The sequence below is a fragment of the Ruegeria sp. YTSA144 genome (assembly GCF_059610125.1).
The window spans coordinates 36,152-62,139 of record NZ_JBXWNA010000014.1; the positions used below are offsets into that span (position 1 = coordinate 36,152).

At 58.9% G+C, this 25,988-nt stretch carries 27 protein-coding genes, 1 other RNA gene and 1 riboswitch; of the genes, 14 read left to right on the plus strand and 14 right to left on the minus strand.

The window, feature by feature from the left end:
• Positions 1-5: 5 nt before the first annotated feature.
• From AC2FF8_RS19335 to AC2FF8_RS19355, 5 genes are all read right to left on the minus strand, one after another.
• The gene (locus AC2FF8_RS19335) at positions 6-1,583 is read right to left on the minus strand and encodes an ABC transporter ATP-binding protein (protein WP_496880490.1); all 1,578 of its coding nucleotides are present in this window, start codon (positions 1,581-1,583) and stop codon (positions 6-8) included.
• Positions 1,580-2,686, minus strand: a complete 1,107-nt coding sequence (locus tag AC2FF8_RS19340) for an ABC transporter permease (protein WP_170347282.1) — start codon at positions 2,684-2,686, stop codon at positions 1,580-1,582. The genes AC2FF8_RS19335 and AC2FF8_RS19340 overlap by 4 nt, the downstream gene beginning before the upstream one ends.
• On the minus strand, positions 2,687-3,781 hold the full coding sequence (locus AC2FF8_RS19345; protein ID WP_152459198.1) for a microcin C ABC transporter permease YejB: 1,095 nt from the start codon (positions 3,779-3,781) through the stop codon (positions 2,687-2,689). It abuts the gene before it with no gap.
• Position 3,782: 1 nt separating this feature from the next.
• The gene (locus AC2FF8_RS19350) at positions 3,783-5,687 is read right to left on the minus strand and encodes an extracellular solute-binding protein (protein WP_496880491.1); all 1,905 of its coding nucleotides are present in this window, start codon (positions 5,685-5,687) and stop codon (positions 3,783-3,785) included.
• A 170-nt stretch (positions 5,688-5,857) separates the two neighbouring features.
• The gene (locus AC2FF8_RS19355; protein ID WP_496880508.1) at positions 5,858-6,370 is read right to left on the minus strand and encodes a c-type cytochrome; all 513 of its coding nucleotides are present in this window, start codon (positions 6,368-6,370) and stop codon (positions 5,858-5,860) included.
• Between the two features lie 120 nt (positions 6,371-6,490).
• Here AC2FF8_RS19355 and AC2FF8_RS19360 point away from each other — a divergent pair, with 120 nt between their 5' ends.
• A complete protein-coding gene (locus tag AC2FF8_RS19360) occupies positions 6,491-7,324 on the plus strand; it encodes a prephenate dehydratase (protein WP_170347284.1) in 834 nt (277 codons plus the stop codon).
• A gap of 4 nt (positions 7,325-7,328) precedes the next feature.
• On the opposite strand, the gene AC2FF8_RS19365 is transcribed toward AC2FF8_RS19360, so the two are convergent.
• From AC2FF8_RS19365 to nudC, 4 genes are read right to left on the minus strand one after another with little or no spacing between them, the layout of a single operon-like run.
• Positions 7,329-7,871 (minus strand): chloramphenicol phosphotransferase CPT family protein, encoded by a 543-nt coding sequence (locus AC2FF8_RS19365; protein WP_496880492.1) that lies wholly within the window; start codon positions 7,869-7,871, stop codon positions 7,329-7,331.
• A gap of 24 nt (positions 7,872-7,895) precedes the next feature.
• A complete protein-coding gene (locus AC2FF8_RS19370; protein WP_496880493.1) occupies positions 7,896-8,363 on the minus strand; it encodes a GNAT family N-acetyltransferase in 468 nt (155 codons plus the stop codon).
• A gap of 24 nt (positions 8,364-8,387) precedes the next feature.
• Complete coding sequence (locus AC2FF8_RS19375; protein ID WP_496880494.1) at positions 8,388-8,858, minus strand: SRPBCC family protein; 471 nt, start codon at positions 8,856-8,858, stop codon at positions 8,388-8,390.
• A gap of 37 nt (positions 8,859-8,895) precedes the next feature.
• The gene (gene nudC / locus AC2FF8_RS19380) at positions 8,896-9,879 is read right to left on the minus strand and encodes an NAD(+) diphosphatase (protein WP_496880495.1); all 984 of its coding nucleotides are present in this window, start codon (positions 9,877-9,879) and stop codon (positions 8,896-8,898) included.
• Between the two features lie 182 nt (positions 9,880-10,061).
• Between nudC and AC2FF8_RS19385 the strand changes: the two genes are divergently transcribed.
• From AC2FF8_RS19385 to rsgA, 3 genes are all read left to right on the plus strand, one after another.
• A complete protein-coding gene (locus tag AC2FF8_RS19385; RefSeq protein WP_496880496.1) occupies positions 10,062-11,930 on the plus strand; it encodes a bifunctional 2',3'-cyclic-nucleotide 2'-phosphodiesterase/3'-nucleotidase in 1,869 nt (622 codons plus the stop codon).
• 39 nt (positions 11,931-11,969) lie between these two features.
• Positions 11,970-12,068: signal recognition particle sRNA small type (ffs, locus tag AC2FF8_RS19390), an RNA gene on the plus strand.
• Positions 12,069-12,236: 168 nt separating this feature from the next.
• The gene (gene rsgA, locus AC2FF8_RS19395; protein ID WP_496880497.1) at positions 12,237-13,262 is read left to right on the plus strand and encodes a ribosome small subunit-dependent GTPase A; all 1,026 of its coding nucleotides are present in this window, start codon (positions 12,237-12,239) and stop codon (positions 13,260-13,262) included.
• 39 nt (positions 13,263-13,301) lie between these two features.
• On the opposite strand, the gene AC2FF8_RS19400 is transcribed toward rsgA, so the two are convergent.
• Positions 13,302-14,222, minus strand: coding sequence for an alpha/beta hydrolase family protein (locus tag AC2FF8_RS19400; protein ID WP_496880498.1), 921 nt, complete (start codon positions 14,220-14,222; stop codon positions 13,302-13,304).
• A gap of 70 nt (positions 14,223-14,292) precedes the next feature.
• A riboswitch (cobalamin riboswitch) is annotated at positions 14,293-14,514 on the plus strand.
• 91 nt (positions 14,515-14,605) lie between these two features.
• On the opposite strand from AC2FF8_RS19400, the gene AC2FF8_RS19405 reads away from it, so the two are divergent.
• A complete protein-coding gene (locus AC2FF8_RS19405; protein WP_496880499.1) occupies positions 14,606-15,013 on the plus strand; it encodes a hypothetical protein in 408 nt (135 codons plus the stop codon).
• On the opposite strand, the gene AC2FF8_RS19410 is transcribed toward AC2FF8_RS19405, so the two are convergent.
• The gene (locus tag AC2FF8_RS19410) at positions 15,005-15,517 is read right to left on the minus strand and encodes a protein-tyrosine phosphatase family protein (RefSeq protein WP_170347291.1); all 513 of its coding nucleotides are present in this window, start codon (positions 15,515-15,517) and stop codon (positions 15,005-15,007) included. The genes AC2FF8_RS19405 and AC2FF8_RS19410 overlap by 9 nt on opposite strands.
• 171 nt (positions 15,518-15,688) lie before the next feature.
• On the opposite strand from AC2FF8_RS19410, the gene AC2FF8_RS19415 reads away from it, so the two are divergent.
• From AC2FF8_RS19415 to AC2FF8_RS19435, 5 genes are all read left to right on the plus strand, one after another.
• Positions 15,689-17,452, plus strand: coding sequence for a DNA polymerase III subunit gamma/tau (locus AC2FF8_RS19415; protein ID WP_496880500.1), 1,764 nt, complete (start codon positions 15,689-15,691; stop codon positions 17,450-17,452).
• A gap of 420 nt (positions 17,453-17,872) precedes the next feature.
• A complete protein-coding gene (locus tag AC2FF8_RS19420) occupies positions 17,873-18,226 on the plus strand; it encodes a YbaB/EbfC family nucleoid-associated protein (protein WP_170347293.1) in 354 nt (117 codons plus the stop codon).
• Between the two features lie 61 nt (positions 18,227-18,287).
• Positions 18,288-18,881, plus strand: a complete 594-nt coding sequence (gene recR / locus AC2FF8_RS19425) for a recombination mediator RecR (RefSeq protein ID WP_496880501.1) — start codon at positions 18,288-18,290, stop codon at positions 18,879-18,881.
• Positions 18,882-19,036: 155 nt separating this feature from the next.
• Positions 19,037-19,381: a hypothetical protein gene (locus tag AC2FF8_RS19430; RefSeq protein ID WP_496874026.1), complete on the plus strand. Its 345-nt coding sequence runs from the start codon at positions 19,037-19,039 to the stop codon at positions 19,379-19,381.
• Positions 19,382-19,467: 86 nt separating this feature from the next.
• Positions 19,468-19,956, plus strand: coding sequence for a hypothetical protein (locus AC2FF8_RS19435; RefSeq protein ID WP_496880502.1), 489 nt, complete (start codon positions 19,468-19,470; stop codon positions 19,954-19,956).
• Here AC2FF8_RS19435 and AC2FF8_RS19440 read toward each other — a convergent pair.
• Positions 19,953-20,594: a ribonuclease T2 family protein gene (locus tag AC2FF8_RS19440; protein WP_496880503.1), complete on the minus strand. Its 642-nt coding sequence runs from the start codon at positions 20,592-20,594 to the stop codon at positions 19,953-19,955. The genes AC2FF8_RS19435 and AC2FF8_RS19440 overlap by 4 nt on opposite strands.
• Positions 20,595-20,725: 131 nt before the next feature.
• On the opposite strand from AC2FF8_RS19440, the gene AC2FF8_RS19445 reads away from it, so the two are divergent.
• Together AC2FF8_RS19445 and AC2FF8_RS19450 are read left to right on the plus strand one after the other, a co-directional pair.
• Complete coding sequence (locus AC2FF8_RS19445; RefSeq protein ID WP_209835527.1) at positions 20,726-21,487, plus strand: DUF1013 domain-containing protein; 762 nt, start codon at positions 20,726-20,728, stop codon at positions 21,485-21,487.
• 51 nt (positions 21,488-21,538) lie between these two features.
• Positions 21,539-21,928 (plus strand): hypothetical protein, encoded by a 390-nt coding sequence (locus AC2FF8_RS19450; protein ID WP_496880504.1) that lies wholly within the window; start codon positions 21,539-21,541, stop codon positions 21,926-21,928.
• A 55-nt stretch (positions 21,929-21,983) separates the two neighbouring features.
• Here the strand turns inward: AC2FF8_RS19450 and AC2FF8_RS19455 are convergent, their stop codons facing one another.
• A complete protein-coding gene (locus tag AC2FF8_RS19455; RefSeq protein ID WP_496880505.1) occupies positions 21,984-23,015 on the minus strand; it encodes a permease in 1,032 nt (343 codons plus the stop codon).
• On the minus strand, positions 23,008-23,316 hold the full coding sequence (locus AC2FF8_RS19460) for an ArsR/SmtB family transcription factor (RefSeq protein ID WP_170347301.1): 309 nt from the start codon (positions 23,314-23,316) through the stop codon (positions 23,008-23,010). The genes AC2FF8_RS19455 and AC2FF8_RS19460 overlap by 8 nt, the downstream gene beginning before the upstream one ends.
• Positions 23,317-23,449: 133 nt before the next feature.
• On the opposite strand from AC2FF8_RS19460, the gene pdxR reads away from it, so the two are divergent.
• Both pdxR and AC2FF8_RS19470 read left to right on the plus strand, forming a co-directional pair.
• Complete coding sequence (gene pdxR, locus AC2FF8_RS19465; protein WP_171725098.1) at positions 23,450-24,910, plus strand: MocR-like pyridoxine biosynthesis transcription factor PdxR; 1,461 nt, start codon at positions 23,450-23,452, stop codon at positions 24,908-24,910.
• A gap of 125 nt (positions 24,911-25,035) precedes the next feature.
• On the plus strand, positions 25,036-25,988 hold a 953-nt coding region (locus AC2FF8_RS19470), incomplete at its 3' end, for a thiamine pyrophosphate-binding protein (RefSeq protein WP_496880506.1).

Sequence of the window (25,988 nt, forward strand, 5' to 3'; positions counted from 1 at the left end):
TGATTTCAGCCCGCCGCAGCAATCAATTCACGGGTATAGTCGGTCTGGGCATTTTCGAACAAATCCTCGGCCGTGCCCATTTCAACCACATCTCCGTTTCGCATGACGATCACCTTGTGCGACATCGCCCTCACAACTTTCAGGTCATGGCTGATGAACAGATAGGCCAGCCCGTATTTCTTTTGCAGATCGCGCAGCAGATCGACGATCTGAACCTGAACCGTCATGTCCAGCGCGCTGGTCGGTTCGTCCAGTACCAGCAGCTTGGGTCGCAAGACCATCGCGCGCGCAATCGCGATGCGCTGACGCTGCCCGCCCGAAAACTCGTGCGGATACCGGTCCATCGCCGCAGGATCCAGGCCCACTTCGGTCATCACCTCAGCGACCAGCTCGCGCGGCGCGCGATGAGGATCAACGTTGTGAATGGCCAGACCTTCCGCGATGATCTGCTGACAGGTCATACGTGGGCTGAGGCTGCCGAACGGGTCCTGAAACACGATCTGCATATCCTTGCGCAGCCGGCGCAGCTCTCGCGTGGACCATTTTCGAACATCCTGATCGCGGAAGGTGATGCCGCCTTCGGACGCGATCAGACGCATGATCGCCAGCGCCAGCGTGGTCTTGCCCGACCCGCTTTCACCCACGATCCCCAAAGTCTCACCCGCGCGTACACTCAGCGAGGCGTCATTCACCGCCTTCACATAGCCGACCGTGCGTTTCAGAAATCCCCGTTGGATCGGGAACCAGACCTTCAGATGATCGGTGCGCGCGACTTCCTCGGCATCTGTTGCAACGGCGTCTGGCTGACCCGAAGGTTCCGCGGCCAGGAGCTTGCGGGTATAGGGGTGCTGCGGGTTGTCGAAGATCTCCTGCGTCGCACCGGTCTCGACGATCTCACCATCCTTCATCACACAGACCCGATCAGCGATCCGGCGCACAATGCCCAGATCGTGGGTGATGAACAGCATCCCCATGTTTTCGGATTTCTGCAAACTGGCCAGCAACTCGAGGATCTGTGCCTGAATGGTTACATCCAACGCCGTTGTCGGTTCATCGGCGATCAGGATGTCCGGCTTGTTCGCCAGCGCCATGGCGATCATCACCCGCTGCCGCTGTCCGCCTGACAACTGGTGCGGATAGCTGTCCAGCCGGTCTTCGGGGTCGCGGATACCGACCTTGTTCAACAGTTCAAGAATCCGTTCGCGCGCGACATCACCCGTCACCCCCTGATGCAGGGCCAACGATTCCGCCATCTGCTTCTGGATCGTGTGCAGTGGGTTCAGCGATGTCATCGGCTCTTGGAAAATGAAGCTGATGTCATTGCCGCGCACATCCATCAGGCGCTGCTCCGAGGCGCCGATCATCTCCTGCCCGTCATAGGTGACGGACCCGTCGACGATGGCGCTGTCGCCCAGCAACGATACGGTACTGAGCGCGGTGACAGATTTGCCCGATCCGGATTCGCCCACCAGCGCCACGGTTTCCCCGCGATCGACATGGAATGACACGCCCCGAACCGCAGCACTGATCTGACCGTCCTGCCGGAACGAGATCTTCAGGTTGTTTACATCCAGCAGGCTCATGAGAAGGTCTTTCTGGGATCGAACGCATCCCGCACGCCCTCAAAGATGAAGACCAGCAGGGACAACATGATGGCAAAGGTGAAAAAGGCCGTGAAGGCCAGCCACGGGGCCTGAAGGTTCTGTTTCGCCTGCAAGGTAAGCTCTCCCAGCGAGGGGGCCGAAGAGGGAAGGCCAAAACCCAGATAATCCAGCGAAGCCAGCCCGCCTATGGTGCCCGTGACGATGAAGGGCATGAAGGTCAGCGTGGCCACCATCGCGTTGGGCAGCATGTGGCGGAACATGATGGTCATGTTGCCCACGCCCAGCGCCCGCGCAGCGCGCACATATTCAAGGTTTCGCGCCCGCAGGAATTCTGCGCGCACCACGCCAACCAGCCCGGTCCAGCTGAACAGGATCATCAACGCGACCAGCAGCCAGAAGCTGCGCCCCAGCACCGCGAACATGATGATGATGACGTAAAGCGAGGGCGTCGCTGACCAGATCTCGATGATCCGCTGAAAGATCAGATCCAGCCAACCGCCGAAGAAGCCCTGTATGGCACCGGCGAAAATACCGATCAGACTGGCGGCGCCCGTCACGATCAGCGTGAACAGGATCGACAGGCGGAAACCATAGATCACGCGGGCAAGAACGTCGCGCTTGGTGTCATCGGTGCCCAGCAGGTTCTGGCCGTTGGGTGGCAAGGGCGCAGCCCCGGGGCGATCGACCGATGTGTTGTAGGAATAAGGGATCAACGGCCAAATCGACCAGCCACGCTCGAACCCTTCCGCCTGGAACGTGCCGGCATCGATCTGTTCGATAATGCCTTCGGGATCGTCGAAACACTCTTCAAGGCCGCCACTGTCTATCAGACACTGAACCTCGGGGTCGCGATAGATCGCCTCTGTCTGGAAGTCTCCGCCAAAATCGGTTTCCGCGTAGAAGTTGAAGACCGGCGTATAGAACTCACCCCGGTATTTAACGAGGATCGGTTTATCGTTGGCGATGAACTCGGCAAACAGCGACAGACCGAACAGCACTGAGAAAATGATCAATGACCAGAAAGCGCGCCTGTTGCGGCAGAAATTGCTCCAGCGGCGCTGGTTCAGGGGGGACAATGCCATTTACCCCTCCCGCTTTTCGAAATCGATGCGCGGGTCGACCAGCACATACATCAGGTCGCTGATGATACCGACGACCAGGCCCATCAGGCCAAAGATGAACAGCGTGCCGAAGATCACCGGGTAATCCCGCGCCACGGCAGCTTCAAAACCCAGACGTCCCAGACCATCAAGTGAGAAGATCGTTTCAATGATGATCGAGCCTCCGAAGAACACGCCGATGAACACGGCCGGAAATCCGGCTATGACGATCAGCATCGCGTTGCGGAACACATGGCCATACAGCACCTTGCGTTCGCTCAGACCTTTGGCGCGGGCGGTCATGACATATTGCTTTTTGATCTCATCGAGAAACGAGTTCTTGGTCAGCAGCGTCAGCGTCGCAAAGGCCGAGATCGTCAGCGCAATCGTCGGCAGCGCTATATGCCAGAAGTAATCCGCGATCTTGCCAAAGAGACTCAGGCTGTCCCAGTTGTCGGATGTCAGCCCCCGCAGCGGGAAGATCTGCCAATAGGATCCACCGGCGAAAAGCACCAGCAGCAGGATGGCAAACAGAAAGCCAGGGATCGCATAGGCCACGATGATCGCAGCGCTGGTCCACGTGTCGAACTGCGAACCGTCCCTGATCGCCTTGCGAATGCCCAGAGGGATCGAAACCAGATAGGCGATAAGCGTTGACCACAGGCCCAGCGAGATCGAGACCGGCATTTTCTCGAGTACCAGATCAATCACGCTGATCGAGCGGAAATAGCTTTCGCCGAAGTCCAGCGTCAGATAGTTGCCCATCATGATCAGGAACCGCTCCAGAGGCGGTTTGTCGAAACCGAATTCCTTTTCAAGTTCAGCAATGAACTCGGGCGGCAGGCCTCGCGCACCGACATATTTGTCGTCGAAAACGCCGCCCGCCGGCTCTGAACCCGCGCCGGCATCGCCCGCACCTGCAAATCCGGCGAATACATCCCCCTGACCTTCGATCTGGGCAATGATCTGCTCGACCGGACCGCCAGGCACGAATTGTACCAGCGTGAAGTTGACGATCATGATGCCCAGAAGGGTCGGGATGATCAGCAACAAACGTCTTAGAATATAGGCGCCCATGTTATCGCAGCGCGCCTTTCGCTTTCAGTGCAGCCTCTTTTTCCGGATTGATCCACCACAGATCCAGATAGCCCAGCGAATAAGGCGGCAGGTTTTCCGGGTATTCATACATATCGTAATATGCCACCCAGTGGTCAGCGATGTATCCTACGGGGATCACGAAGAACTCATACCTGAGGGCGCGATCCAACGCCTTCAACGCCGCGTCCTGATCCGCCTGATTGTCGGTATCAAAGGATGCTTCGATGATTGCGTCAACCAAAGGGCTGGCCAATCCGGCCGGGTTGAAAAGACTGAATGCAGCCTCTTTCGACCCGTACATCTGGCTCAACCCGCCGCCGGTCGACAAAAAAGACCCGTATCGTGTGGAATAGACCATGTCATAGTCCCGCTCGCGGCTGCGCAGCGTGTATTGTGCCGGGTCAACCTTTTCCGCCGACGCATCCACGCCAATGGCTTGCAGGTTCTGGACATAGGTTTCAATCATCGTGGCCGTCGAAGTCGGCAGGTTTGAAGGATAGGGGAAATCCACCCTGAGCGTCTGCCCTTCCGCGTTGCGCCGCACGTTGCCATCGCCGACCGGCCACCCGGCCTCGTCCAGCAGTTTCGCGGCTTTTCGCAGATTTCTGCGATCATTCAGGCGCGCGGGGTTTGACTCGTGTACCGTCACGGCAGGTTCTGAAAGAAGGTCCTCGGGCACAACCTCACCCAGCCCTTGAAGAAACGCCAGCTCATCGCCCTCGGGCAAGCCATGCGCTTCCAGCGGGGTGCCTTGTGTAAAGGAATTGCGCGGTGAATTCAGACCAAACAGCAGGGATTCATTGGCCCATTCGAAATTGAAGGCCAGGGCAAGGGCCTTGCGTACGTTCTTGTCTGAAAACTGCGGTTTTCCGAGGTTGACGACGAAGCCTGACGGTGTTGGCGGGCTGCCATCCGGTATCTCGTCCCGTACGATCACACCTTCGTTCATCTTCGGGAAATCATACGCCGTCGCCCAAAGCTTGGGATCACTTTCAATCCGCAACGTGTATTCACCGGCCTTGAACCCCTCGAACGCCGCTGTCTGATCGGCAAAATACTCGACGCGGATCGTATCGAAATTGTTGCGACCGACATTGAATGGCAGATCCTTACCCCAATAGTCGTCTCGTCGCTTGTAAACGATACGGCGATTGATGTCATAGCTGTCGAGTTTGTAGGGGCCCGATCCGACCGCCACTTCCAGCCGCGGCTCATCCAGGCGCCGGGACTCGTCCGCCTCGAACCATGCTTTCGAAAAGACGGGGGTCGACCCAACGGTTTCGATCAAACTGCGGCGGGTGACTTCCGGATTGAACGTGAACTTGACCGTGTGATCATCCAGCGCTTCGGCCCCCGTCACCATGCGGCCCACGGCTTGGGCGTACGAAGGCAGGCCCTGTTCGATGAACAGGCGGTGGCTGTAAACAACATCCTCGGCCGTCACCGGCGTGCCATCCCAAAAGGTTGCTTCGGGTCGCAAATGGAAAATGACGTAGTTGCGCCCTTCATCATATTCCAGGCTTTCCGCCAGCACGCCGTAATACTGCCCGACTCCGTCATCCGAGCTTTCGAACAGGCGGTCATATTGCAGCGTCGTCAAGGCGCCTGCGCGCCCCTTGCGGGAATAGGGATTCAAGGAATCGAACGTCCCCGAAGCCGCCAAGGACAACTCACCACCTTTGGGCGCATCTGGATTCACGTAATTCAGATGCGGATAGTCAGCAGGGTAATCCAGATTGCCGAAATACGAATATCCATGACTGCGGGTAACCCCCTCATCCAATGCCAAAGCAGCTTGCGGTGAGAGCAGAACAGCACAAAGCCCGAATATGCCAGCCAATGGCCTGACCTTAAGATCACATGCAGCAGGCATTAGGGATATCATGGGGCTCATCCTCTGGGTTATTGTAATCTTTTATGTCGCATACGCTAGCTAATGTGCCAACGCTGACAGTTTCAAGTTTAGAATGCGTGTGCGCTTTGTGAAGTTCCCTTCAGATAAAAAAAGCCGCTGCGCGGGGCAGCGGCTCTCAACTTGTCTGGCCTGTCAGGCAATCAGTTGCCGATTGTTTGCAGATAGGCAATCACGTCTGCGCGGTCCTGCGGTTTTTTCAAGCCGGCAAAGCTCATCGAAGTGCCCGAGATATAGCTGCTGGGCTTGGTCAGGAACGCATCCAGCGCTTCGGGCGTCCAGTTGCCACCATGCGCCTGCATACCGGCTGAATAACCGGTGAAACCTTTTGCCGAAGCGACCGGGCGATCAACAACGCCGTACAGATAAGGGCCGGTGCCATTCGCGCCGTCTTCCAGCTTGTGGCACGCGGTGCACTTGCGGAATACTTTCGCGCCCTTCTCGACGTCAGCGGCGGCCAGCAGATCTTCGAAGACCACCTCTTCGCCGTCGGCGCTTTCGCCCGAGCTTTCGGTTTCGATAATGTAGGCGGCCTCAGCCGAGCCATGGCCACCGGAAGCATAGAGGATGTCCGCCCCCCATTTGGCCAGAAGCAGCACCAGGAAAGTGCCGAACAGGCCTGCGGCGGCCTTGGTAACTGTCATCGTGTCGAACATTGATCGCGTGTCCATTTCAGCTGTCTGGGCAGGTGTCTAAGGCTTCCACTTGCGAGAGGCAAGGTATAGACACCGCGACGAAACGACCAAATCGCGAACTTGTTGCATGGAATCGACCAAATGACCAATCGCATTGCTTTTCAGGGCGAACCCGGCGCCTACAGTCACGAGGCCTGCCGCAACGCACGCCCCGAAATGGAGGCCCTGCCCTGCCGCACATTCGAGGACGTGATCGAATCAGTTCGCTCGGGCGCGGCCGATCTGGCGATGCTGCCGGTCGAAAACACGACCTATGGTCGGGTTGCCGACATTCACCGGCTGCTGCCGCATAGCGGGCTTCATATCATCGATGAAGCGTTCGTGCGTGTTCACATCAACCTTCTTGGTGTACCCGGCGCCAAGCTGGAGGACATCACCGAAGCGCATTCGCATCTGGTGCTGCTACCGCAGTGCTCCGGCTTCCTGAAAGAACACGGTATTCGCGGCCGTGTCAGTCCCGACAATGCCCGCGCTGCGCGCGAAGTGGCCGAAATCGGGGATTTGCATTCCGCCGCTCTGGCCAGCGAACTTGCGGCTGAAATCTACGACCTGAACGTGCTGGCCCGCCATATCGAGGACAATGACGACAACACGACCCGTTTCCTTGTCATGTCACGAGAGGCGGATCTGTCTCGTCGGGGTGAGTATGAAATGATCACCAGCTTCGTTTTTCAGGTCCGCAACATCCCGGCCGCGCTGTACAAGGCCATGGGTGGCTTTGCCACCAACGGGATCAACATGACCAAGCTGGAAAGCTATATGGTCGACGGGTCCTTCACGGCAACGCAGTTTTATGCGGACATCGTTGGACATCCCGAAGACCGTAACGTGCAGCTGGCCATGGACGAGCTGGAACATTTCACGACCAATGTCGAGATTCTTGGCGTCTACCCAGCGGCCCATCCGCGCGGCTGAGACATCATTCGGCATTCCTGCCAAACTCGGATCGGCGCGTATCACCGCGCCACGCCTGAAGTATCGATTGAACATTTGCCTCGACACCTTCGGCCGAGTCGATCTCGATGTCGTAAACCCTGCCGTCGTGAATCAAGGAATGGTCGTGCGCAGCGCTGCCCAGTTCGCGGTCGCCCCGAAGGCGCTCGCGCTCAACCAACAGGGCCAGCGGGCAATGAACCGCCACGAACAGGATGTCGTGCTGAGCCAACAGCGATCTCAGATCATCAGCCCATTTCGGGGTGTCCAGGATATGTTCTATTATCAGGTTGTTACCCGCATCCGCATAGGCGGCCAGTGATGCATGAAACCCGTCAAAAACCTTTGCGCGGTCTGCCTTCCAGTCAAACGCTCCGTTTTTGTACCCGGCCGTAGGCAGAACACCGGAATCGCGCAGATGATCAATCGAGATATGCCAGAACGGCTCCTTGATACTCTGCTGCAATGCCCGCGCAATCGTGCTCTTTCCGCTGCTCGACGCCCCGTGCAGGAAGATTATGCTCGCCATCCGTCCTCCACAGCTTCCGAACCGCTAGGCATCCAGTCTGAATACCTTGGATATCTCACCGGGGGCATGCCTGTATGCCCTGAAACCCATCGCCTCGTAATAGGCCAGACCTTCGGCGTTGTCCTTGCCAATCGTTGCGTCGATGGCTGGCAAACCATGCGCTCGAGCGGCTTCCAGTGAGCAGGCAAACAGCTTTCGACCAATTCCCATCCGCGCAGCAGACGGACGGATATGCGTTCCGATTACGCCCCATCCAGCAGGTGTTCCGTACAGGTTGTCTTTCTCTGCCTCCTTAAGGGATTGAAAGCCCAGAATTCGACCGTCCGGATCAACTGCGACCGTGCACCTGATACGTTGGGGGTCGTGAATATAGCGCTCGTGAACAAAGTCCTTGCTGCCTGCGGTCAAACGTTTTCCTGCTTTGAATATCTCGCTCAGTACGTCAGCTAGACCGTCTGCGTCGCTTTCCCGCACATCTCTAAGGTCGTACATGTGCAAAGCATCCTCCGCCGGGTCTTACTGCCCGCTGTGGAAATGGCGCTGCTCCAGTTCACGCGCAAACTCGCTGAACCGCACCTGGAATTGCTTGCGGAACTTTGACTGTCCAAGCTTCATGGACTGCAACAGCAACCGCGCGGGCAAGGATTTTGCGGCCAAGGACATCTCAACGCTCAGGCGTGTCCGACGCGGGGACAGGGCCAGAAAATCCACTGTCGTCAGGCCGGTTATTCCCTTGCTGGCAGCTTCAAACCGCATTTGCGACGGCTTGTCATAGTCCGTCATCACCACCGACATCTGACGCGGCTTTCCACGCAACCTGAATTCCGTTTTCCATTCGGTGCCAGCAATCACCATTGCATCCGCGCCGAGGCGCCGCACGTCGATGCCACGACGCATCGCCATACGCTCGAACCTCTCGAAATCCGACACCATGTCGAATACCGAATTGATAGGGGCTTCGATATCTTCGCGCGCTGAAAACTGCATAGTGACCTTTGCTGTTTATGGCTTCACCAGTTTTTCCTCAGTCCAGCGTATCCGCAAGCCAGTTCTGAAGCAGAAAATGAGCGATAGCCCCCTTGCGCGCCGGCAACAACCGGGGATGTTCGCCGGCAAATGCCTGCATCATTTCGGATTTGCTGACCCACATCGCCTCTTCGATCTCGACCGGATCGATCACGATGTCGCGCGACAGGGCCTCGCCGGCGCATCCGAACATCAGGGATGCCGGGAAAGGCCAGGGCTGGCTGGACAGGTAAGACACCGCGCCAACAGGTACGCCTGCCTCTTCCATCACCTCGCGGCGCACCGCCGCTTCCAGCGTTTCGCCAGGTTCGACAAATCCTGCCAGCAAGGAAAACATCCCCTCGGGCCACCCCGGAGATCGCCCCATAAGCACACTGTCCCCATGCGTAATCAGCATGATCACAACCGGATCCGTGCGCGGGAAATGCTGCCCGCCGCAAGACGGGCAACTGCGCTGCCACCCCCCTTGCGACACATCACTGGCTGCGCCGCAGCGGGCACAGAAGCGATGTGTTTCGTGCCAACCGACAACCGCCTTGGCCGATGCGGCCAGTTCGGCATCACGGGGCGACAATCGCGCCATGATCCGGCGAAGCTCGGCAAAGACATGTCCTTGGGGCAAATCCGGATGCTGCTGTTCGGATCTGTCCACGAACTCTCCCAGGCCAGTCAGATCCAATCCCTCTGCCCCCCAGGCCGAGATATCCGCGGCAAACAGGGGTGCGCCCTCGGCACTCAGGCCCAGAAAAACCGGTGCTTCGATTACGCCGCCGGGGCCATCGCTGACCAGCGGGTGGGTCATCTGCGTCAGGGCAAGCTGATCCAGCGCCGCGCCCACGACCAGAAGCTTGCCTCGCCACAACAATATGCATCGCGCGGCAGGGTTGCGCGCCATCTCGGACAGCTTCTCTGAATCCCCACGAAGATGTGCTGCCCGATTCAGGCCCGAGCCGCCGAAAGTCACCTGCTCTGCTTTTTTCATTGGAATTCCTTCTGGTCTTGCGCACAGGGCTGCCATGTCTCAGGCCCTGTTGCAATGGCAATTCAAGACGCAAAACACAGAGACGCGCCGCCGAAAAGCCGCATGGCAGCCTCGGAAAAATCATCTAGACTGCGTTTTGATGATTTTAGCCCATTGCCACATTCAAAAGCAGAACAACAAAAGTGAAGCAAAACCCAACGACGCAGGCTCACCCCACAAAAGACCGTGGGCGTATTCGTATTCTTGCCACCTCCGACCTGCACATGCATCTGACCGGTTTTGACTATTACGCGGACACACCAGACCCAACGCTTGGGTTGACTCGCACCGCCAGCCTGATCCGCAAGGCCCGACACGAGGCCACAGACGCGCTGGTACTGATGTTCGACAACGGGGATTCGCTCCAGGGAACGCCGATGGGCGAATGGGCCGTTCGGAACGACACGCCCCACCCGATGATGCAGGCATTCAAGGCGCTGGACTATGATGCGATTGGTCTGGGCAATCATGATTTCGGGTTCGGGCTGCCGACATTGGACAAGACCCTTGCGCAAGCCCCGTGCCCGGTTCTGTGCGGCAATCTTCATCGGTCCGGAGAACGACAATCATGGCAGCGTTTTGCGATCCTCGACCGTATCGTGTCGGTGGGAAACAAGGATGTACCCATTCGCGTCGGCGTGTTTTCGGTTCTGCCACCGCAAACAACACGTTGGGAAGAACACAATCTGAACGAAACCGTAGCGGCGGACGACATCGTTGTCGCGGCCCGGTCCCTGACGCGTCTTTTGCGCGTAAAGGGGTGCGATCTGATCGTGGCGCTCGCCCATTCCGGGCTTGGACACCCGGACACAGCGACCGACACTGAAAATGCCGTTATTCCCCTGGCCGCGATCGAGGGCATCGACGCTGTGGTCGCCGGGCACACTCACCTGACCCTTCCCGCACGCACCGGCGCGCAAACCCCGAATGTGGATTACGTGAAAGGGCTGGTGCATGGAACGCCGGTTGTCATGCCCGGCTCGGCAGGCGCATATCTTGGAGTAATCGATCTGGCCGTTACCCTACAGCCCCAGTCGGGGCTGCGTGTTGTTGACAGCCACGCCGAATTGCGCCCGGTTTCGGTGGACGGCACCGCGATTGGCGAAGATTTGGCAATCGCGAATCTGGTTGAACACGCACATCAGCAGACCCGTCAGGACATGGCAGCGCCCGTTGCGCACGTCTCGGAGACATTGCACAGCTATTTCAGCTTCTGTGCGCCGGATCGTGGATTGACGCTTGTTGCCGCCGCACAAGCAGCCGCGTTGCGCCCTTTTTTACACGGCACCCCGCTTGCAGAGCTGCCGCTGTTGTCAGCCGCGTCACCAGCCAAATGCGGCGGACGCTCTGGCCCCAGACACTACACGGACGTGCCGCCCGGTGAAATCTGTCTGCGTCACGTGGCGGACCTGCATGTCTTTCCCAACGAGTTGCGCGCGGTTCAGATCACGGGCGCGCAGCTGCTGGAATGGTTGGAGATGTCAGCCAGTGCATTCAACCAACAATTCCCCGATGCCGAGGCAGAACTGTTCGACCGGGATCGGGCGGGATACAATTTCGATGTCATCTTTGGCCTGTCCTATCAGATCGACCCGTCGCAACCGGCGCGTTACGATGTCGGGGGGCAAATGATCCATCCCGGCCACAGGCGAGTGCATCATCTGACTTGCGCGGGCCAAGCCGTGCGGCCGGATCAGACATTTGTCGTTGCGCTCGATAATTATCGCGCAAGCGGAGGCGGACATTTCCCGCATGTGTCATCGACCCCTGCCATAGATCTTCCCCCGCTGGATATCCGGGACATTTTGCGGGATTACATGACGCACCGCCTGCCACCCGACCCATTGGCCCGGCAACCTTATCCGTTCTCGCTGATGCCGAAATCGGGGATGAAGACCATTCTTCGGACAGGGCCCGGTGCTTTGAAATATGTCGACGAATTGAACAGGTTCGCCCCCAAGATTCTGGAACCTGACGAACAGGGTTTTGCGCGCATTCGCCTGACGCTCTGACGGGTTGTCTTTTGCCGAAGCCTTCCCTATATCCAGAATCGAGAGGTTGGCGCGGGCGAGCGCCTCGCCAACCTGGTCAGGTCCGGAAGGAAGCAGCCACAACGAGCCCCGCTTGGGTCGATGTCCAACCTCTCACTTTATGAACCTTAATGAACCTTGGCCGCAGGAGGGCTTTATGATTGTAGCAAAGATCCTTCGGGCAGCACGGTTCTGACCTCACGGTATCAACTGACTGCCTGAACACATGACCCGGGGATGAGCGATTGCCATCCGTCGGGAGTGCTGTATCTGACGACAGGCAGGCCAATGTTTCTTACACTTTCGGACCTGGGATGGTCCTCTCACTTTGCTGCGCAACACGCGGCTTATCCTTCCTGCACACCTTTTCGCATCACTTCCGTTCATCGGGACCGCCTGATCGGGCTGAACCCGGATGGTGAAGTCCCGTTGCTGACCCTCGATCAATCAACCGGCACCTATGCCGTTGGCGACTGGGTTCTCACCGACGACGACAAACGCGTGCGCCATTTGCTCGACCGGCGCAGCCTGCTGCACCGGCGCGCCGCCGGAACAGGTGCCGCGACGCAACTGATCGCAGCCAATGTCGATGTGCTGATCATCGTCAGTTCCTGCAATGCCGATTTCAATCTGCCCCGGCTGGAACGATATCTGGCGCTTGCGCATCAGGCCGGGTGTTACCCGGTCGTCGTTCTGACGAAGGCCGACAAATCGGCGGACCCTGAAAGTTTCACGGGACAGGTACAATCATTGGACCCGTTCCTGACGGTTCTGGCGATCAACGCGCTGGACCCGGCAGAGGTTGAAAAGGTTCTGTCCTGGTGCCCCAAAAGCCAGACCGGAGCGCTGGTTGGCTCGTCGGGCGTTGGCAAGACGACGCTTGCCAATACCATGACCGGTCAGGTTCTCGCCACCTCGGACATTCGCGAGGATGACGCGCGGGGCCGGCACACGACGACCGCTCGGGCACTGCACCGGATGCGCAACGGCGGCTGGTTGATCGATACACCCGGTATGCGCGCGTTGCGCCTGATGGACGCTCAGGACGGGATCGACGACGTTTTCTCGGACCTTGCCGCGTTGAGCCGGGACTGCCGTTTTTCGGATTGCCAGCACAGCTCCGAGCCCGGATGTGCCGTGCAAAAGGCGATCAGCCACGGCACGCTTGACCCGGCTCGATTGGACCGGTGGCGCAAGCTTCGGCGCGAAGATCAGCGCAACTCAGAAACTGTCGCGCAGTCCCGGGCGCGGGACAAAGCGTTCGGCAAGATGGTCCGTGGCGTCATGAAGGAAAAGAAGCTTCGCAACCGGTGATGGCAGGACGGTGCCCGGCCCGTCCTGCGCCGCGTCTGGTCAGGCGATCAGTCGCGGCCAAACCGCTGCGTTGCGCCGGGCAAATGCTCCGATATGTCCAACCTCAGGCAACCCGAAATCGGCGGGGCTCAGCAGGTGACGGTTGGCATCGGGGCCGTATAGTTCCGCAAGCCGCCAAACCGCTTCCGGCGGCACCATCTGGTCGTCCTCGAAGGTGAACAAATCCACGGGCGTTCCAGAATCCTTCCACTGCGCCGCAGGTAACTCATGCCCGATTTCAGGCACATAATTCAAAGGCGCGGTACACCATTTGCGCCACTGCCAATAGACCGATGCCGGCAGGTCCGAGCCAAACCCGATCGCCTTTCCGGGAAGGTAGCCAAGGGCTCGGGCCAAAAGCGGAGCATGGCCGTACCAGAACAACCCCGCCAAACCCCGATAGGGCCACGGATGGTCGCTTAGGGTCACAAGCCCCGAACACACACAGATCATCCGGTCAATCAGATCGATATCCGGTTGCACAGGCCCCAACATCGCGCCGACGGAATGGCCGATGGTCCAGTGTTTCGCATTCGGGTATCGCCGACGCATTTCCGCCCGTGCCGCGGGCATGTCGATCAAGGCCCAATCCGCCATGGTCGCACGCGAATCTTTCAGGCGGCCGGTCAAGGAATGCCCATAATCCCGATAGTCATAGGTCAGGCAGGCCATACCCTTCTCAGCGGCAAGCCATCGTGCGAAATGACGGTAATAATCACGCGGCACACCCGTTGCACTGTTCAGCACAACGACGATTTCGGGCGAAGTCAGCGGGCTATACAATCGGGCGGACAGTGTTTTCTGCCCGGAAGGAAAGCGAAACTCCTCGGTCAATACCGTTTGCTCTGTATCCAACATGATCTCTGGCTTTTCGCTTGGTAAATCCGGTTTCCGAACCTCGACACCCTCGACATTATGCATGAACCTACATCGTATCCAGCATGACCAAGCGTCCGGCCAAAAGATCGGCTTGACTCGATGCGTACTCAAACGCTAGCGGTTGTGTGATGGTTTCCGGCCTCCACAAGGGGTCGGGATGAAAAGGGAACACGGTGCGGTAATGTCTGGTCATGCAGGCAACAACCAAATCCGCGACTGCCCCCGCAACTGTAAGCGGTAAGCGATGCCAAAACACCACTGGCCCGAAAGGCTGGGAAGGTCGGCAAAGCGATGACCCGCAAGTCAGGAGACCTGCCATCGGAAACGAAACCGAAACTCGGACGGGGTGTCCGGGCAGGTCCTGACGGCATCACGCTGTCCCACCTGTCCCAAATATCCTGTCCACCACGCGCGGAGGGCGCAGGATGATCTGGAAGACAAAAACGCATGAATTCAGTGCAACAGTATGTCAGCGGACGGGCAAAACCTGCCCCGCTTTGGCGCGGCTGGCGCGCTCGATATCCGAAGCCATGACCCAGGCGACCTCGGCCACAAGTGATGATTTCGAGATTGAGGGCAGCAGCGAGCTGTCACATTGCACCGACGGATGTCACGCAGTTTTCAGGGCGCAATCAGACAGCCTTCGTGTCTTTTGCGGCACGCAGCCCGAAGCAGCAATTGAGCCCCTGAACCTCTATGCCGAATTGGTCTTCGGAAACACGGTCAGTGCGATGCCATCCGGCGTCGTGCAAACCCCACCCTGCGCGATGATCGAAGTTTCCACGATCCGGCCGCGAAAACCTGTTTGCGCGCCCGCGCAGATTTCAATCTGAGTCCAGACTGACCTGTGCCTGCGCACGCTGCGAGGCCCAGGCCAGTTGCGCATCCGTTTCGACGGCGCAGGGGCGCACCGCCCGCAATCGTTCCAGCGCTGTGTCCGCGCGTTCGCCGCATTCAATCATCAGCCGCAGAACAACCATACCTGACCTGCCACAGCCCCCACGGCAATGCACCAAAACGCGACCTCCTCCTGACAGCGCGTGTCGGGCTGCGGCGCTGACGGACGGCCACGCGTCATCAATCGCTTGTGTCGGCGCTCCGAAATCTTCGATCGGCAGGTGAACCCATCTGCTGGCGCGGCTTTGAATGTCGCTGCCGAAATCCTTCGCCCCATCCTGAAGCATCTCGACATCCGTTGTCATCGATACAACAAGCCCCGGCTGCCAGCCTGCGATCATATCCAGATCGCTGAAATAATCCCCGCCACGTCCGGGCATCGAGGTCAGTGCAAGCGTTCCGCCACCGACTTGCAGGGCGTAGATCACCAACTGCGACATGAAACGTGTCCTCCCCAAAGAACTCTTTACAAAAATGAGTCATTAAATCTGCTAACGCAGTTTAGTGCGAAAGCGACTCGTTTCTAAAACAAAAATCATCACACCACGCTGTGGACGCGGGCAACGGTGGCCACTACGCTGTGCCCAAGCCCCGAATCCCAACGAGAAGACATGACAGACAGCTCCAGCCCCGCCTATCAGGTTCTCGCCCGCAAATATCGCCCGGAAACCTTTGCCGATCTGGTGGGTCAGGATGCCATGGTGCGCACCCTGAAAAACGCGTTCGCGGCCGATCGGATCGCGCAGGCCTTCATCATGACTGGCATTCGTGGCACCGGCAAAACCACGACCGCGAGGATCATCGCTAAGGGCATGAATTGCATCGGTCCGGACGGAACCGGCGGCCCCACAACCGAACCCTGCGGTCAGTGCGAACATTGTGTCGCCATCATGGAAGGCCGCCATGTCGACGTGATGGAGATGGACGCCGCCAGCCGCACAGGCGTCAACGATATCCGCGAGATCATCGACAGCGTGCGCTATCGCGCCGCCAGCGCGCGTTACAAGATTTATATCATCGACGAGGTCCACATGCTCTCGACCAGCGCCTTCAACGCGCTGCTCAAGACGTTGGAAGAACCGCCCGCGCATGTGAAGTTCATCTTCGCGACCACTGAAATCCGCAAAGTGCCTGTCACTGTGCTGTCCCGCTGCCAGCGCTTCGACCTGCGCCGGATCGAGCCCGAAGACATGATTGGCCTGCTGCGCAAGATCGCCGAATCGGAAAACGCCCAGATCGCCGAAGACGCGCTGGCGCTGATCACCCGAGCAGCGGAAGGATCGGCCCGGGATGCGACCTCGTTGCTGGATCAGGCGATTTCGCACGGGGCTGGCGAGACGACCGCCGATCAGGTCCGTGCAATGCTTGGACTGGCAGACCGTGGCCGGGTTCTGGACCTTATGGATATGATCCTGCGCGGCGATGCCGCCGGTGCACTTACCGAGTTGAGCGGCCAATACGCCGAAGGCGCGGACCCGCTGGCGGTGCTGCGCGATCTGGCCGAGATCACGCATTGGGTGTCCGTCGTGAAGATCACGCCTGACGCGGCGCAGGACCCGACGGTTTCTCCGGACGAACGGACCCGGGGCCAACAGATGGCCGAGGCTCTGCCGATGCGGGTCCTGACCCGGATGTGGCAAATGCTGCTGAAGGCGCTCGAGGAAGTCTCGGCTGCCCCCAACGCCATGATGGCCGCTGAAATGGCCGTTATCCGCCTGACTCATGTGGCTGATTTGCCCAGTCCCGAAGAACTGATCAAGCGATTGCAGGATACCCCGCCACTGCCGCCGGGCGGGCCCAATGGCGGCGTTTCGATTTCCCGACCGGACGCCGGTCCGGCGCCGGCTGGCGCGGCCCATCCGCCTGCCTTCGCATCGCCCTCTCGCGGTGCCGGTGGTGCGCCGGTTGCAGCCTTGGCGCAGGATACCCAAACGGCCCTCGCGCGGTACCCGACCTTCGACCACGTGGTCGAACTGATCCGGACCAATCGCGACGTGAAGCTGCTGGTCGAGGTGGAAAACGGCGTGCGCCTCGTCTCCTATCAACCCGGGCGAATCGAATTCACACCCGCCGCCCAGGCACCGGCGGATCTGGCTCCACGGCTGGGCTCTGCCTTGCAACGCTGGACAGGAAACCGGTGGGCTGTCTCGATCGTCTCGGACGGAGAAGCCCCCACAATTGCAGAAATACGGGACGAAGCCGAGCTGGCACTGAAGTCCGAGGCTGAACAACACCCTTTGGTTCAGGCTGTGCTGGCGCAATTCCCCAAGGCGAGAATCACCAATATCGAAACGCCGGAACAACGCGCCGCCAAGGTCGAGACCGAAGCGCTTCCCGAGGTTGAAGACGAGTGGGACCCGTTCGAGGAAGATTGACCCCGCGCCGCCCTTCCCCCCGGTTTCAATCGAACACATCCACCCTTGATGCGAGGCAGGGACTTGTGCGCATATCCCCTCTGCCTGCATGTCTCAGATCGTTTGTTGCGACATCGGCCAGCGGAAGGTGACCCGTGACAACTCTGATCCGGGTGCTCCCTGGCCATTCGAACCCCGCCCCGAGTTTCTGTGCCCCATTCAATCACTCTCGGTTGCAGACCAAATGCGCGCCAAGGACGATCTGCGCTTGTCGGGCCTGCTGGCAAATCTGGCGTCGCAGATGGGCGGTAGGTTCCTGCTGGCGCCTGCGCCGGTCAACATGCCGGCCGTAACGGTTGAGCCACCCACCGGCGGGAGAACCCTTGTGCCATGTGGCTGCTGCCCGTATCTAGAGCGCAAACGGAGACACAGGAGAATACTATGCTGAAAGGACTCGGCGGGCTTGGCGGTCTGGGCGACATGGCCAAGATGATGAAATCCGCGCAGGACCTGCAAACCAAGATGACCGAGATGCAGGAAGAGCTGAACAACATGATGGTTGTCGGCGAATCCGGTGCAGGCCTTGTCAAGGCAACGGCGACAGCCAAGGGTGAACTCAAAGGTCTGGATATCGACCCATCCATCTTCAACGGCGATGACAAGGAAGTGGTCGAAGACCTGATCCTGGCCGCCATCAAGGATGCCCAGACCAAGGCAGCCGAACGTTCGCAGGAAGAAATGGCCAAGCTGACCGAAAGCATGGGCTTGCCCGCAGACATCAAACTGCCGTTCTGAGCTTCATCTTTTCCAAAATACTCCCGCCGGAGGCTCCCTCCGGCGCAAGACAGGATTGGCCATGAGTTCGAACAGCGACATCGACAACCTGATCGACCTGATGGCCAAGCTGCCCGGCCTCGGCCCCCGCTCGGCCCGCCGCGCCGTTCTGCACCTGATCCGCAAACGTGCCCTGCTGCTGACGCCCCTGTCTGATGCCATGCAGCAGGTCGCGATCACCGCCCGCGAATGCCTGAATTGCGGCAACGTGGGCACCACCGATATCTGCGATATCTGCAACGATGAGGCCCGCGCAACCGGCGAGCTGTGCGTGGTCGAAGACGTGGCCGATCTGTGGGCGATGGAGCGCGCCGGGGTCTTCAAAGGCCGCTACCACGTTCTGGGCGGCACGCTGTCGGCGCTGGATGGGGTCGGGCCGGACGAACTGCGCATTCCCCGCCTCAGGGATCGGGTGACAGCCGAGGGTATCACCGAGGTCATATTGGCGCTGAACGCGACAGTCGACGGCCAGACCACCGCGCATTACATCGCCGATCAGTTGGAAGGACAGGTGCGCCTGACTTCGCTGGCGCAGGGCGTGCCGATTGGGGGCGAGCTGGATTATCTGGATGACGGAACGATTACAGCGGCGCTGCGGGCGCGAAAGGAACTGTAGTTCTATTTCCTGGTTCTTTTTGTTCGCGCGGCTTTTGCGTCAGTCGTCGCCTGCACAGCGCACAGCGCTCGCTCAAATATCGCGGTACCCACCTTGACAGCGGTATAGTTATTGGATGAGTTGCTTTCTGTTAATTTGACGGATTATCAAACACGATGAAACACTTAGCGTTTGTTGCAATTGTTGCTGCTTTCTCCTCGCCCATTGCCGCTGAAACTCTCTACTTATACGAAGACACCCACGATCTACCGCCGCCATACAAACAATGGTGGAGCGCTATTCCGGAAGACAAAAGATATGATGAACAAACAGACAGGCACGTCTATGTTCGCGGTGAAGGTAAGTATGGCGATTTTTTCGGCGTTCTATACGTTGATTGCATTAACCCTGAATACTCCGAATGGTTAGCTGTTGGAGGGTCGCTGAATTCAGAAGACGTTCCAAACCAGGCAATTGTTAACCTGAGACTTGAGATTTGTTCCAACGGCGACGAGACCTGACACAGCCCCTTGGAAATTAACAGATTGTCTAACTTCTACGACAATTTACAATGACATTAATAGATTGTCTGATTTGTGGATGTGCTATGACCCGCCTTCTAGCCCTTACCTTCGCCGCCTTCACCGCAACCGCCGCCCTTTCACAAGAGCTGATCGACAAAGGCTACGTCGAAGGCTGGAACATCATGATGGACCCCGCACTTGGCAACGGGTGCCTGATCCAGACGGTGTATCAGGATCTCTCAGTCGTGCGACTGGGCTATGACGCGCTGGGCAATCGTGGGTATTTCGCCGTCTACAACAAAGCCTGGGGCGACATTAAACAGGGTGAGAGTTATCCGATCCGGTTCGATCTGGACGGCAAAAGCTATGATGCAACGGCCATCGGGTTCAACGAACGTGACGTGCCGGGCGCAACCGTGTTTTTCACCGACCGGAGTTTCGTGAACGCCATCGCCCAGAACAAGACAATGACAGTCTACAATCCGGCAGGTGAGGTGGTGATGGCCATTGACCTAAAAGGGACCGCCAAGGCGCTGGATTATGCGCGGGACTGTCAGAACAAAAAGCTTTAGCGAATCGGATCGAACAGCGCGTCCTTGGCTGTGCAGTCGCGGATCACATCCCGACCGCAGGGTACGGGGTCAAGATCGCGCGACAGGCACAGGCGGACCTCTTCGATATAGCCCTGTTTGCAGGTGATCGTGATCATGTCGCGCTCCAATTCCGGGTTGGCCTTCAGGAATGCCTCCTCGACCACCGAAGCCGGCAGTTTGACGGACGAATCCAGCTTGCGGAACACCTCAGGGCGCTTGACCGCTTCATAAGCCCGCCGGGACAAGGCAAAGTAGTTGGATGCCGACAATCCCGAGCATGTGCCGTGTTTCTTCCATTGATGCCAAGCAAGGCCGGAACTGCCCTGTATGTCCTCCATTTCCCGCGTCATGCGTCGCGAAGGTGGGCTTGCGGGGGTACGGCAGTAGGACGGCCAGCCCTGATGGAACTGTGGCCATAGCCCGTGCAGTATCCAGCCGTGATCATGCCGATCGTCACATTGATCCGAGCCGCGCGCGTCACCTTCGCGCGCGCACCAGTTGGGCGACCAGCTGAGCGACAGAACGTAGTAGTCGAACTCGCCCGCCTTTTCGCCCTCGGCCAGCGCAGCCATCGCACTTAAGACCCACAAAACCAGCCCCATAATCCCTTGGCGCATTCGCCTCTTCCCTTCTTGCCTTTGCGCGACTATATACGGGCCAAGTTCCCCGACAACGGAAACCTGCCCCAAAAACCAAGGGGCCGCCGAATTCCGGCGACGGGACAGATGTATGTATAGGAGACGGGCTGATGGCAAAACCGCTTATGGCCAAGGCAACCGCCGTATGGCTGGTGGACAACACCACGATCAGCTTCAAGCAGATCGCGGATTTCGTAGGAATGCACGAGTTGGAAGTGCAGGGTATCGCTGATGGCGACGTCGCCGCCGGCGTCAAAGGCTTTGACCCGATCGCCAACAACCAGCTGACCCAGGAAGAGATCGACGCGGCGCAGAACAACCCGCTTCACAAGCTGAAGCTCAAGTTCAACCCGTCGGCCGCTGGCGAGGAAAAGCGTCGTGGTCCGCGCTATACGCCTTTGTCCAAGCGTCAGGACCGTCCGAACTCGATCCTGTGGCTGGTCAAGTTCCATCCGGAACTCAGCGACGGCCAGATTGCCAAGCTGGTAGGCACCACCAAGCCCACCATCCAGTCGATCCGCGAACGCACGCACTGGAACATCGCCAACATGCAGCCGATTGATCCTGTTGCTCTGGGTCTGTGCAAACAGTCCGAACTGGACACCGCCGTGCAGAAAGCGGCGGCCAAGAAAGCGGCTGAAGGCGGCGTGATGAGCGATGACGAACGTCGCAAGCTGGTGTCGACCGAGCAGTCGCTGGAAATGGACGCAGCGCCGAAGATCCCGACCGCAATTGAAGGTCTGGAAACCTTCTCGCTGTCCGACGAGCCGTCGGACGAGAAAGACGACGAGCCGATCCTCGACGCAGACAGCTTCTTCAACCTGCCCAAGGGTGGGGCGGATGACGAAGACGAAGAAGATCCTCGCACATAACACGCAAACAGCCTCGGCCATTTCGGCTGGGGCTTTTTTCACGGACTTGCCATGCTGAACGTTCTATCTGCGGTTCTTGGCCCGCATCGCGCCGTCACAATCTATGCCTTTCTGAAAACGTGGGGGCTTGGTCTGGCCGGCGGCGTTGTCATGATTGCCATCGTCACGACATTGTTCCTGCTGGGGGATGAAGGCGAACACGAGCATGAGGCGTTCCTGACCGTCCCGGTACTGTCTGCAACTCCGGTGAACGGAGACCTGAAGAATGGCGTCGTGGCATCGGTCCGCTTGCCGGATGGTTCCGCCACATCGATTACGTCCACGGATGCGCAGATTTCGCAGACAGTGGGCACGACGGCCTGTATCGAAAAGCGCGTATATGTCGAAAGCGGAGAAGCCCGATACCGGTTCAAATTGCCGCGTCACTGCGACGGCAGTTGATCGCCTGAACCGAAAGAACAAAGCCGCCCGATGTGACACCGGGCGGCTTTTGCGTTCATACCAATTGAAAGATGATACCAGCCACGATTGCGCCACCGACGCCCAGGGTCAGATAGGCTGCAAAGACGCGTGGTTTGACCAATGACCAGACCGCGGCCATCGCCGGGATGGAACTGACAGCACCGGCAACCATGAACGACATGGCAGCACCCGCCGTCATACCTTGCTCCATCAACCCTGCCAGCAAAGGCGGCGCCACGTACGAGTTCAGGTATGCCGGCATACCCACCAGCGCAGCAACGATGATCGGCAGCACGCCCTCGCCGCCGACCACGCCGGCGATCAGGTCGGCAGGCACATAGTTAACCAGCAGAGCCTCAAGCACATAGGCCAGCGCAAGCCATTTCAACAGGAACAGACCGTTGTGCACGAATTCCGAACGGAACCGGACGCGGCGCTCGGGCTCCTGCCAGAATTTCCAGACAGGTTTGTCGTCCATTTTCGGACCACACCCGCAGCATCCGGCGGGCTTGTATTCGCGCAAAGGCTGGGCAAACGCACCTTTGCGCATCAGCAACCGAACCGCGAACCCACCGAACAGGCCAAGCGCAACCGCAGCGACAGCCTTGCCGATGGCAAAGGGCCATCCCAGAGCACCGGCGGTAATCAAAAGCGTCGGCGGATCGATCAAGGGTGAGCTGAGCCAGAACGCCATGACTGCGGACAACGGCGCACCAAGGGCCAGAAGACCCGCGATAAAGGGGATAACCTCGCAAGAACAGAACGGTGCAAGACCACCGAACAATGCAGCCAGAAAGATCATCCGGGTCTCACGACCTTCAAAGGCACGCGCCACCATCACCTCTGCGCCGGTCGCCTTGAGGTAAGACAGCAGAAGCACTGCAAACAGAATATATTGCCCTGTATGCGCCAGAGCCTTGGCAGCGAATGTCACCACCCCGGTCAAGTTTCCGGGATCCAGGATTGCCACTGCCGCAAGAATGACGACGATCAGCGTCCAGGGCGTCTTGATCAGGTCCAGTACCCCTTTGGCAGTCATGCGCGGGTTCTGTGTCAACTCAGCCATCGTTCGCAGCCTTTCCAACTTCGTCGGCGCAACACTCGCTGAGAATGAATTGCGCAAGATTTCTCAATTCGTCGTAACTGGCGCGGTTGATCGTGGTGCGACCGACCTTTTCCTGTTCGACCACACCACCGGCCGCAAGAAACCGCAGGTGATGGGCCAGTGTCGACGGGGCAATCCCTGTCCGGTCCTGTATCTCGCCAACGGTCAATCCGGCTTTGCCAGCCCGGACCAGCGTCTTCAGGACTTTCAGCCGGGCTTCAGAGCCCATGGCAGAAAACCCGGCAGCAGCAGCTTCCCACATCCATAATCTCCACTAAACTAGATTTCTAGTTATTTAGCTCGAAGGAGATCTTCGGTCAACCCTGCTGACAAAAATTCGTGACTGCGATGTAAGTCCAGATTGCCCCATCCTTAAGTCCACCCTATAAGCAGGCATGGGGATTTCGGTCGATACATTCTTTCTTGAACTCAATGGTCAGGGCACATTGCAGGCCCAGATCCAGCAGATGATTGCCGAAGGCATCTTGTCGGGTCGCTTTCACGTCGGAGAAAAACTCCCTTCGTCACGCAAACTGGCCGCGCATCTGGGGGTCAGCCGAATAACGGTGACATTGGCCTACACCGAACTGTTGGCCAATGACTACCTGACGGCCAAGGGGCGGTCCGGGTACTACGTTTCGCAAAACGCTCCTGTCCCCCCCAAGTATTCACCTGTCCAGCGCGGCACCGAATCCGTCGACTGGGACAAGGCACTGGCACGCCGCTTTCTGGACAGCGACGTTCTGCCAAAACCCAGCGACTGGCGAGAGTACCGTTACCCGTTCATCTACGGGCAGGCTGACCGAACCTTGTTTGACCACGCCAATTGGAGGTTATGCGCCGTCCGCGCGCTGGGGCATAAAGATTTCGATTCACTGACCGGAGATTACGTGGATCTGGATGATCCGTTGTTGATCGAGTTTATTGCCCGTCACACTCTACCACGCCGTGGCATCGCGGCCCGCCCCGAAGAGATCTTGATCACTCTGGGCGCGCAGAACGCGCTCTGGCTGGCATCGCGCATCTTGCTGACCCACAATCGCACGGCCGTCATAGAAGACCCATGTTACTATGCGCTGCGCAGCCTTCTGAACCATTGGGACTGCGCGGTCACGCCCTTGAGCGTGGACCGGGACGGTCTGCCTCCCGAGGCGATTCCCGACGAAGCGGACGTCATCTTTACCACCCCCAGCCATCAAAGCCCGACGACCGCGACGATGCCGATCGACCGCCGCAACCAATTGCTGGATCGAGCACGCGAACTCGACGCGATGGTCGTCGAGGATGATTACGAGTTTGAGATGGCCTTTCGGGGTGCGCCTTCGCCGGCGCTGAAATCCATGGACCGGGATGGCCGCGTGATCTATGTCGGCAGTTTTTCCAAGTCGCTGTTTCCAGGGCTGCGACTCGGGTACATGGTCGGCTCGGAACCTTTTATCCGCGAGGCACGTGCGCTGCGCTCATTGGTCCTGCGCCACCCACCAGGCCACATTCAACGCACGGCGGCGTATTTCCTGTCGTTGGGCCACTACGACGCGCAAATTCGGCGTATGTCGAAGGCCTTGCAGGAGCGGCGCGACGCGATGGACAAAGCCATCGCGGAAAGTGGGCTGACCGTGGCTGGGCGGGGTGTGATCGGCGGCTCTTCAATGTGGATGTCAGCCCCGGAGCATGTCGACACAACTCAACTGGCATTAAGACTGCAAAACCAGGGTGTTCACATTGAGCCCGGCGCACCGTTCTTCTCGGGACCGGACAGGCCACAGAATTTCTATCGACTTGGCTACTCTTCAATTCCAACTGACCGCATCGCGCCCGGCGTGAAACTGATCGCAGATGCAATTCGGGCCGTTTAAGCCTCATCTGGACCTAATCCGGCTTTCGTTTTGGCCCTAACGCAGGTCGCACCCTTGCGCCAAAACCATATCAAACGCCGGGCACAGTGCCCGGTTTCACTCACTCTTGTTTGGAGAGCACCCACATGAAGATGACGACGGAAGAGGCGTTTGTTAAGGTTTTGCAGATGCACGGGATCGAGCATGCGTTCGGGATCATTGGATCTGCGATGATGCCGATCTCGGACTTGTTCCCGAAGGCCGGGATCATGTTCTGGGACTGTGCGCATGAAGGCAGTGCGGGGATGATGGCCGACGGCTATACCCGCGCCACCGGCAAGATGTCGATGATGATCGCGCAGAACGGCCCGGGCATCACCAACTTCGTGACGGCGGTGAAGACGGCCTACTGGAACCACACCCCGCTGCTGCTGGTGACGCCGCAGGCGGCGAACAAGACCATCGGTCAGGGCGGTTTCCAGGAAGTCGAGCAGATGAAGCTGTTCGAAGACATGGTCGCCTATCAGGAAGAGGTCCGCGATCCGACCCGTGTCACCGAAGTTCTGAACCGCGTGATCATGAAAGCTAAGCGCGCCAGCGCCCCGGCCCAGATCAACATCCCGCGTGATTTCTGGACCCAGGTGATCGATGTTGATCTGCCCGCCATCGTCGATTTCGAACGCCCCGCGGGCGGCGAAACCGCCGTGGCGCAGGCGGCTGAACTGCTGTCGAACGCCAAGAACCCGGTGATCCTGAACGGTGCCGGCGTGGTTCTGTCCAAAGGCGGGATCGAGGCCTCGAAAGCACTGGCCGAGCGTCTGGATGCGCCGGTCTGCGTCGGCTATCAGCACAACGACGCCTTCCCCGGCAGCCACCCTCTGTTTGCCGGTCCGCTGGGCTACAACGGTTCGAAAGCCGGGATGGAGCTGATCAGCGAGGCCGACGTGGTGCTGTGCCTCGGCACCCGCCTGAACCCGTTCTCGACCCTGCCCGGCTATGGCATGGAATACTGGCCGGCCGACGCCAAGATCATCCAGGTCGACATCAACCCCGACCGGATCGGCCTGACCAAGAAGGTCAGCGTGGGCATCGTGGGTGA

Coding starts and splice junctions, on each gene's coding strand:
- AC2FF8_RS19345 (WP_152459198.1), bottom strand. CDS start 3,781: ATGGGCGCCTATATTCTAAGACGTTTGTTGCTGATCATCCCGACCCTT.
- AC2FF8_RS19400 (WP_496880498.1), bottom strand. CDS start 14,222: ATGCATAATGTCGAGGGTGTCGAGGTTCGGAAACCGGATTTACCAAGC.
- AC2FF8_RS19370 (WP_496880493.1), bottom strand. CDS start 8,363: ATGTACGACCTTAGAGATGTGCGGGAAAGCGACGCAGACGGTCTAGCT.
- rsgA (WP_496880497.1), top strand. CDS start 12,237: ATGTTTCTTACACTTTCGGACCTGGGATGGTCCTCTCACTTTGCTGCG.
- AC2FF8_RS19355 (WP_496880508.1), bottom strand. CDS start 6,370: ATGTTCGACACGATGACAGTTACCAAGGCCGCCGCAGGCCTGTTCGGC.
- AC2FF8_RS19440 (WP_496880503.1), bottom strand. CDS start 20,594: ATGCGCCAAGGGATTATGGGGCTGGTTTTGTGGGTCTTAAGTGCGATG.
- AC2FF8_RS19340 (WP_170347282.1), bottom strand. CDS start 2,686: ATGGCATTGTCCCCCCTGAACCAGCGCCGCTGGAGCAATTTCTGCCGC.
- nudC (WP_496880495.1), bottom strand. CDS start 9,879: ATGAAAAAAGCAGAGCAGGTGACTTTCGGCGGCTCGGGCCTGAATCGG.
- AC2FF8_RS19460 (WP_170347301.1), bottom strand. CDS start 23,316: ATGTGGGAAGCTGCTGCTGCCGGGTTTTCTGCCATGGGCTCTGAAGCC.
- AC2FF8_RS19450 (WP_496880504.1), top strand. CDS start 21,539: ATGCTGAACGTTCTATCTGCGGTTCTTGGCCCGCATCGCGCCGTCACA.
- AC2FF8_RS19375 (WP_496880494.1), bottom strand. CDS start 8,858: ATGCAGTTTTCAGCGCGCGAAGATATCGAAGCCCCTATCAATTCGGTA.
- recR (WP_496880501.1), top strand. CDS start 18,288: ATGAGTTCGAACAGCGACATCGACAACCTGATCGACCTGATGGCCAAG.
- AC2FF8_RS19430 (WP_496874026.1), top strand. CDS start 19,037: ATGAAACACTTAGCGTTTGTTGCAATTGTTGCTGCTTTCTCCTCGCCC.
- AC2FF8_RS19420 (WP_170347293.1), top strand. CDS start 17,873: ATGCTGAAAGGACTCGGCGGGCTTGGCGGTCTGGGCGACATGGCCAAG.
- AC2FF8_RS19410 (WP_170347291.1), bottom strand. CDS start 15,517: ATGTCGCAGTTGGTGATCTACGCCCTGCAAGTCGGTGGCGGAACGCTT.
- AC2FF8_RS19405 (WP_496880499.1), top strand. CDS start 14,606: ATGATCTGGAAGACAAAAACGCATGAATTCAGTGCAACAGTATGTCAG.
- AC2FF8_RS19415 (WP_496880500.1), top strand. CDS start 15,689: ATGACAGACAGCTCCAGCCCCGCCTATCAGGTTCTCGCCCGCAAATAT.
- AC2FF8_RS19435 (WP_496880502.1), top strand. CDS start 19,468: ATGACCCGCCTTCTAGCCCTTACCTTCGCCGCCTTCACCGCAACCGCC.
- AC2FF8_RS19350 (WP_496880491.1), bottom strand. CDS start 5,687: ATGATATCCCTAATGCCTGCTGCATGTGATCTTAAGGTCAGGCCATTG.
- AC2FF8_RS19455 (WP_496880505.1), bottom strand. CDS start 23,015: ATGGCTGAGTTGACACAGAACCCGCGCATGACTGCCAAAGGGGTACTG.
- AC2FF8_RS19360 (WP_170347284.1), top strand. CDS start 6,491: ATGACCAATCGCATTGCTTTTCAGGGCGAACCCGGCGCCTACAGTCAC.
- AC2FF8_RS19335 (WP_496880490.1), bottom strand. CDS start 1,583: ATGAGCCTGCTGGATGTAAACAACCTGAAGATCTCGTTCCGGCAGGAC.
- AC2FF8_RS19445 (WP_209835527.1), top strand. CDS start 20,726: ATGGCAAAACCGCTTATGGCCAAGGCAACCGCCGTATGGCTGGTGGAC.
- pdxR (WP_171725098.1), top strand. CDS start 23,450: ATGGGGATTTCGGTCGATACATTCTTTCTTGAACTCAATGGTCAGGGC.
- AC2FF8_RS19365 (WP_496880492.1), bottom strand. CDS start 7,871: ATGGCGAGCATAATCTTCCTGCACGGGGCGTCGAGCAGCGGAAAGAGC.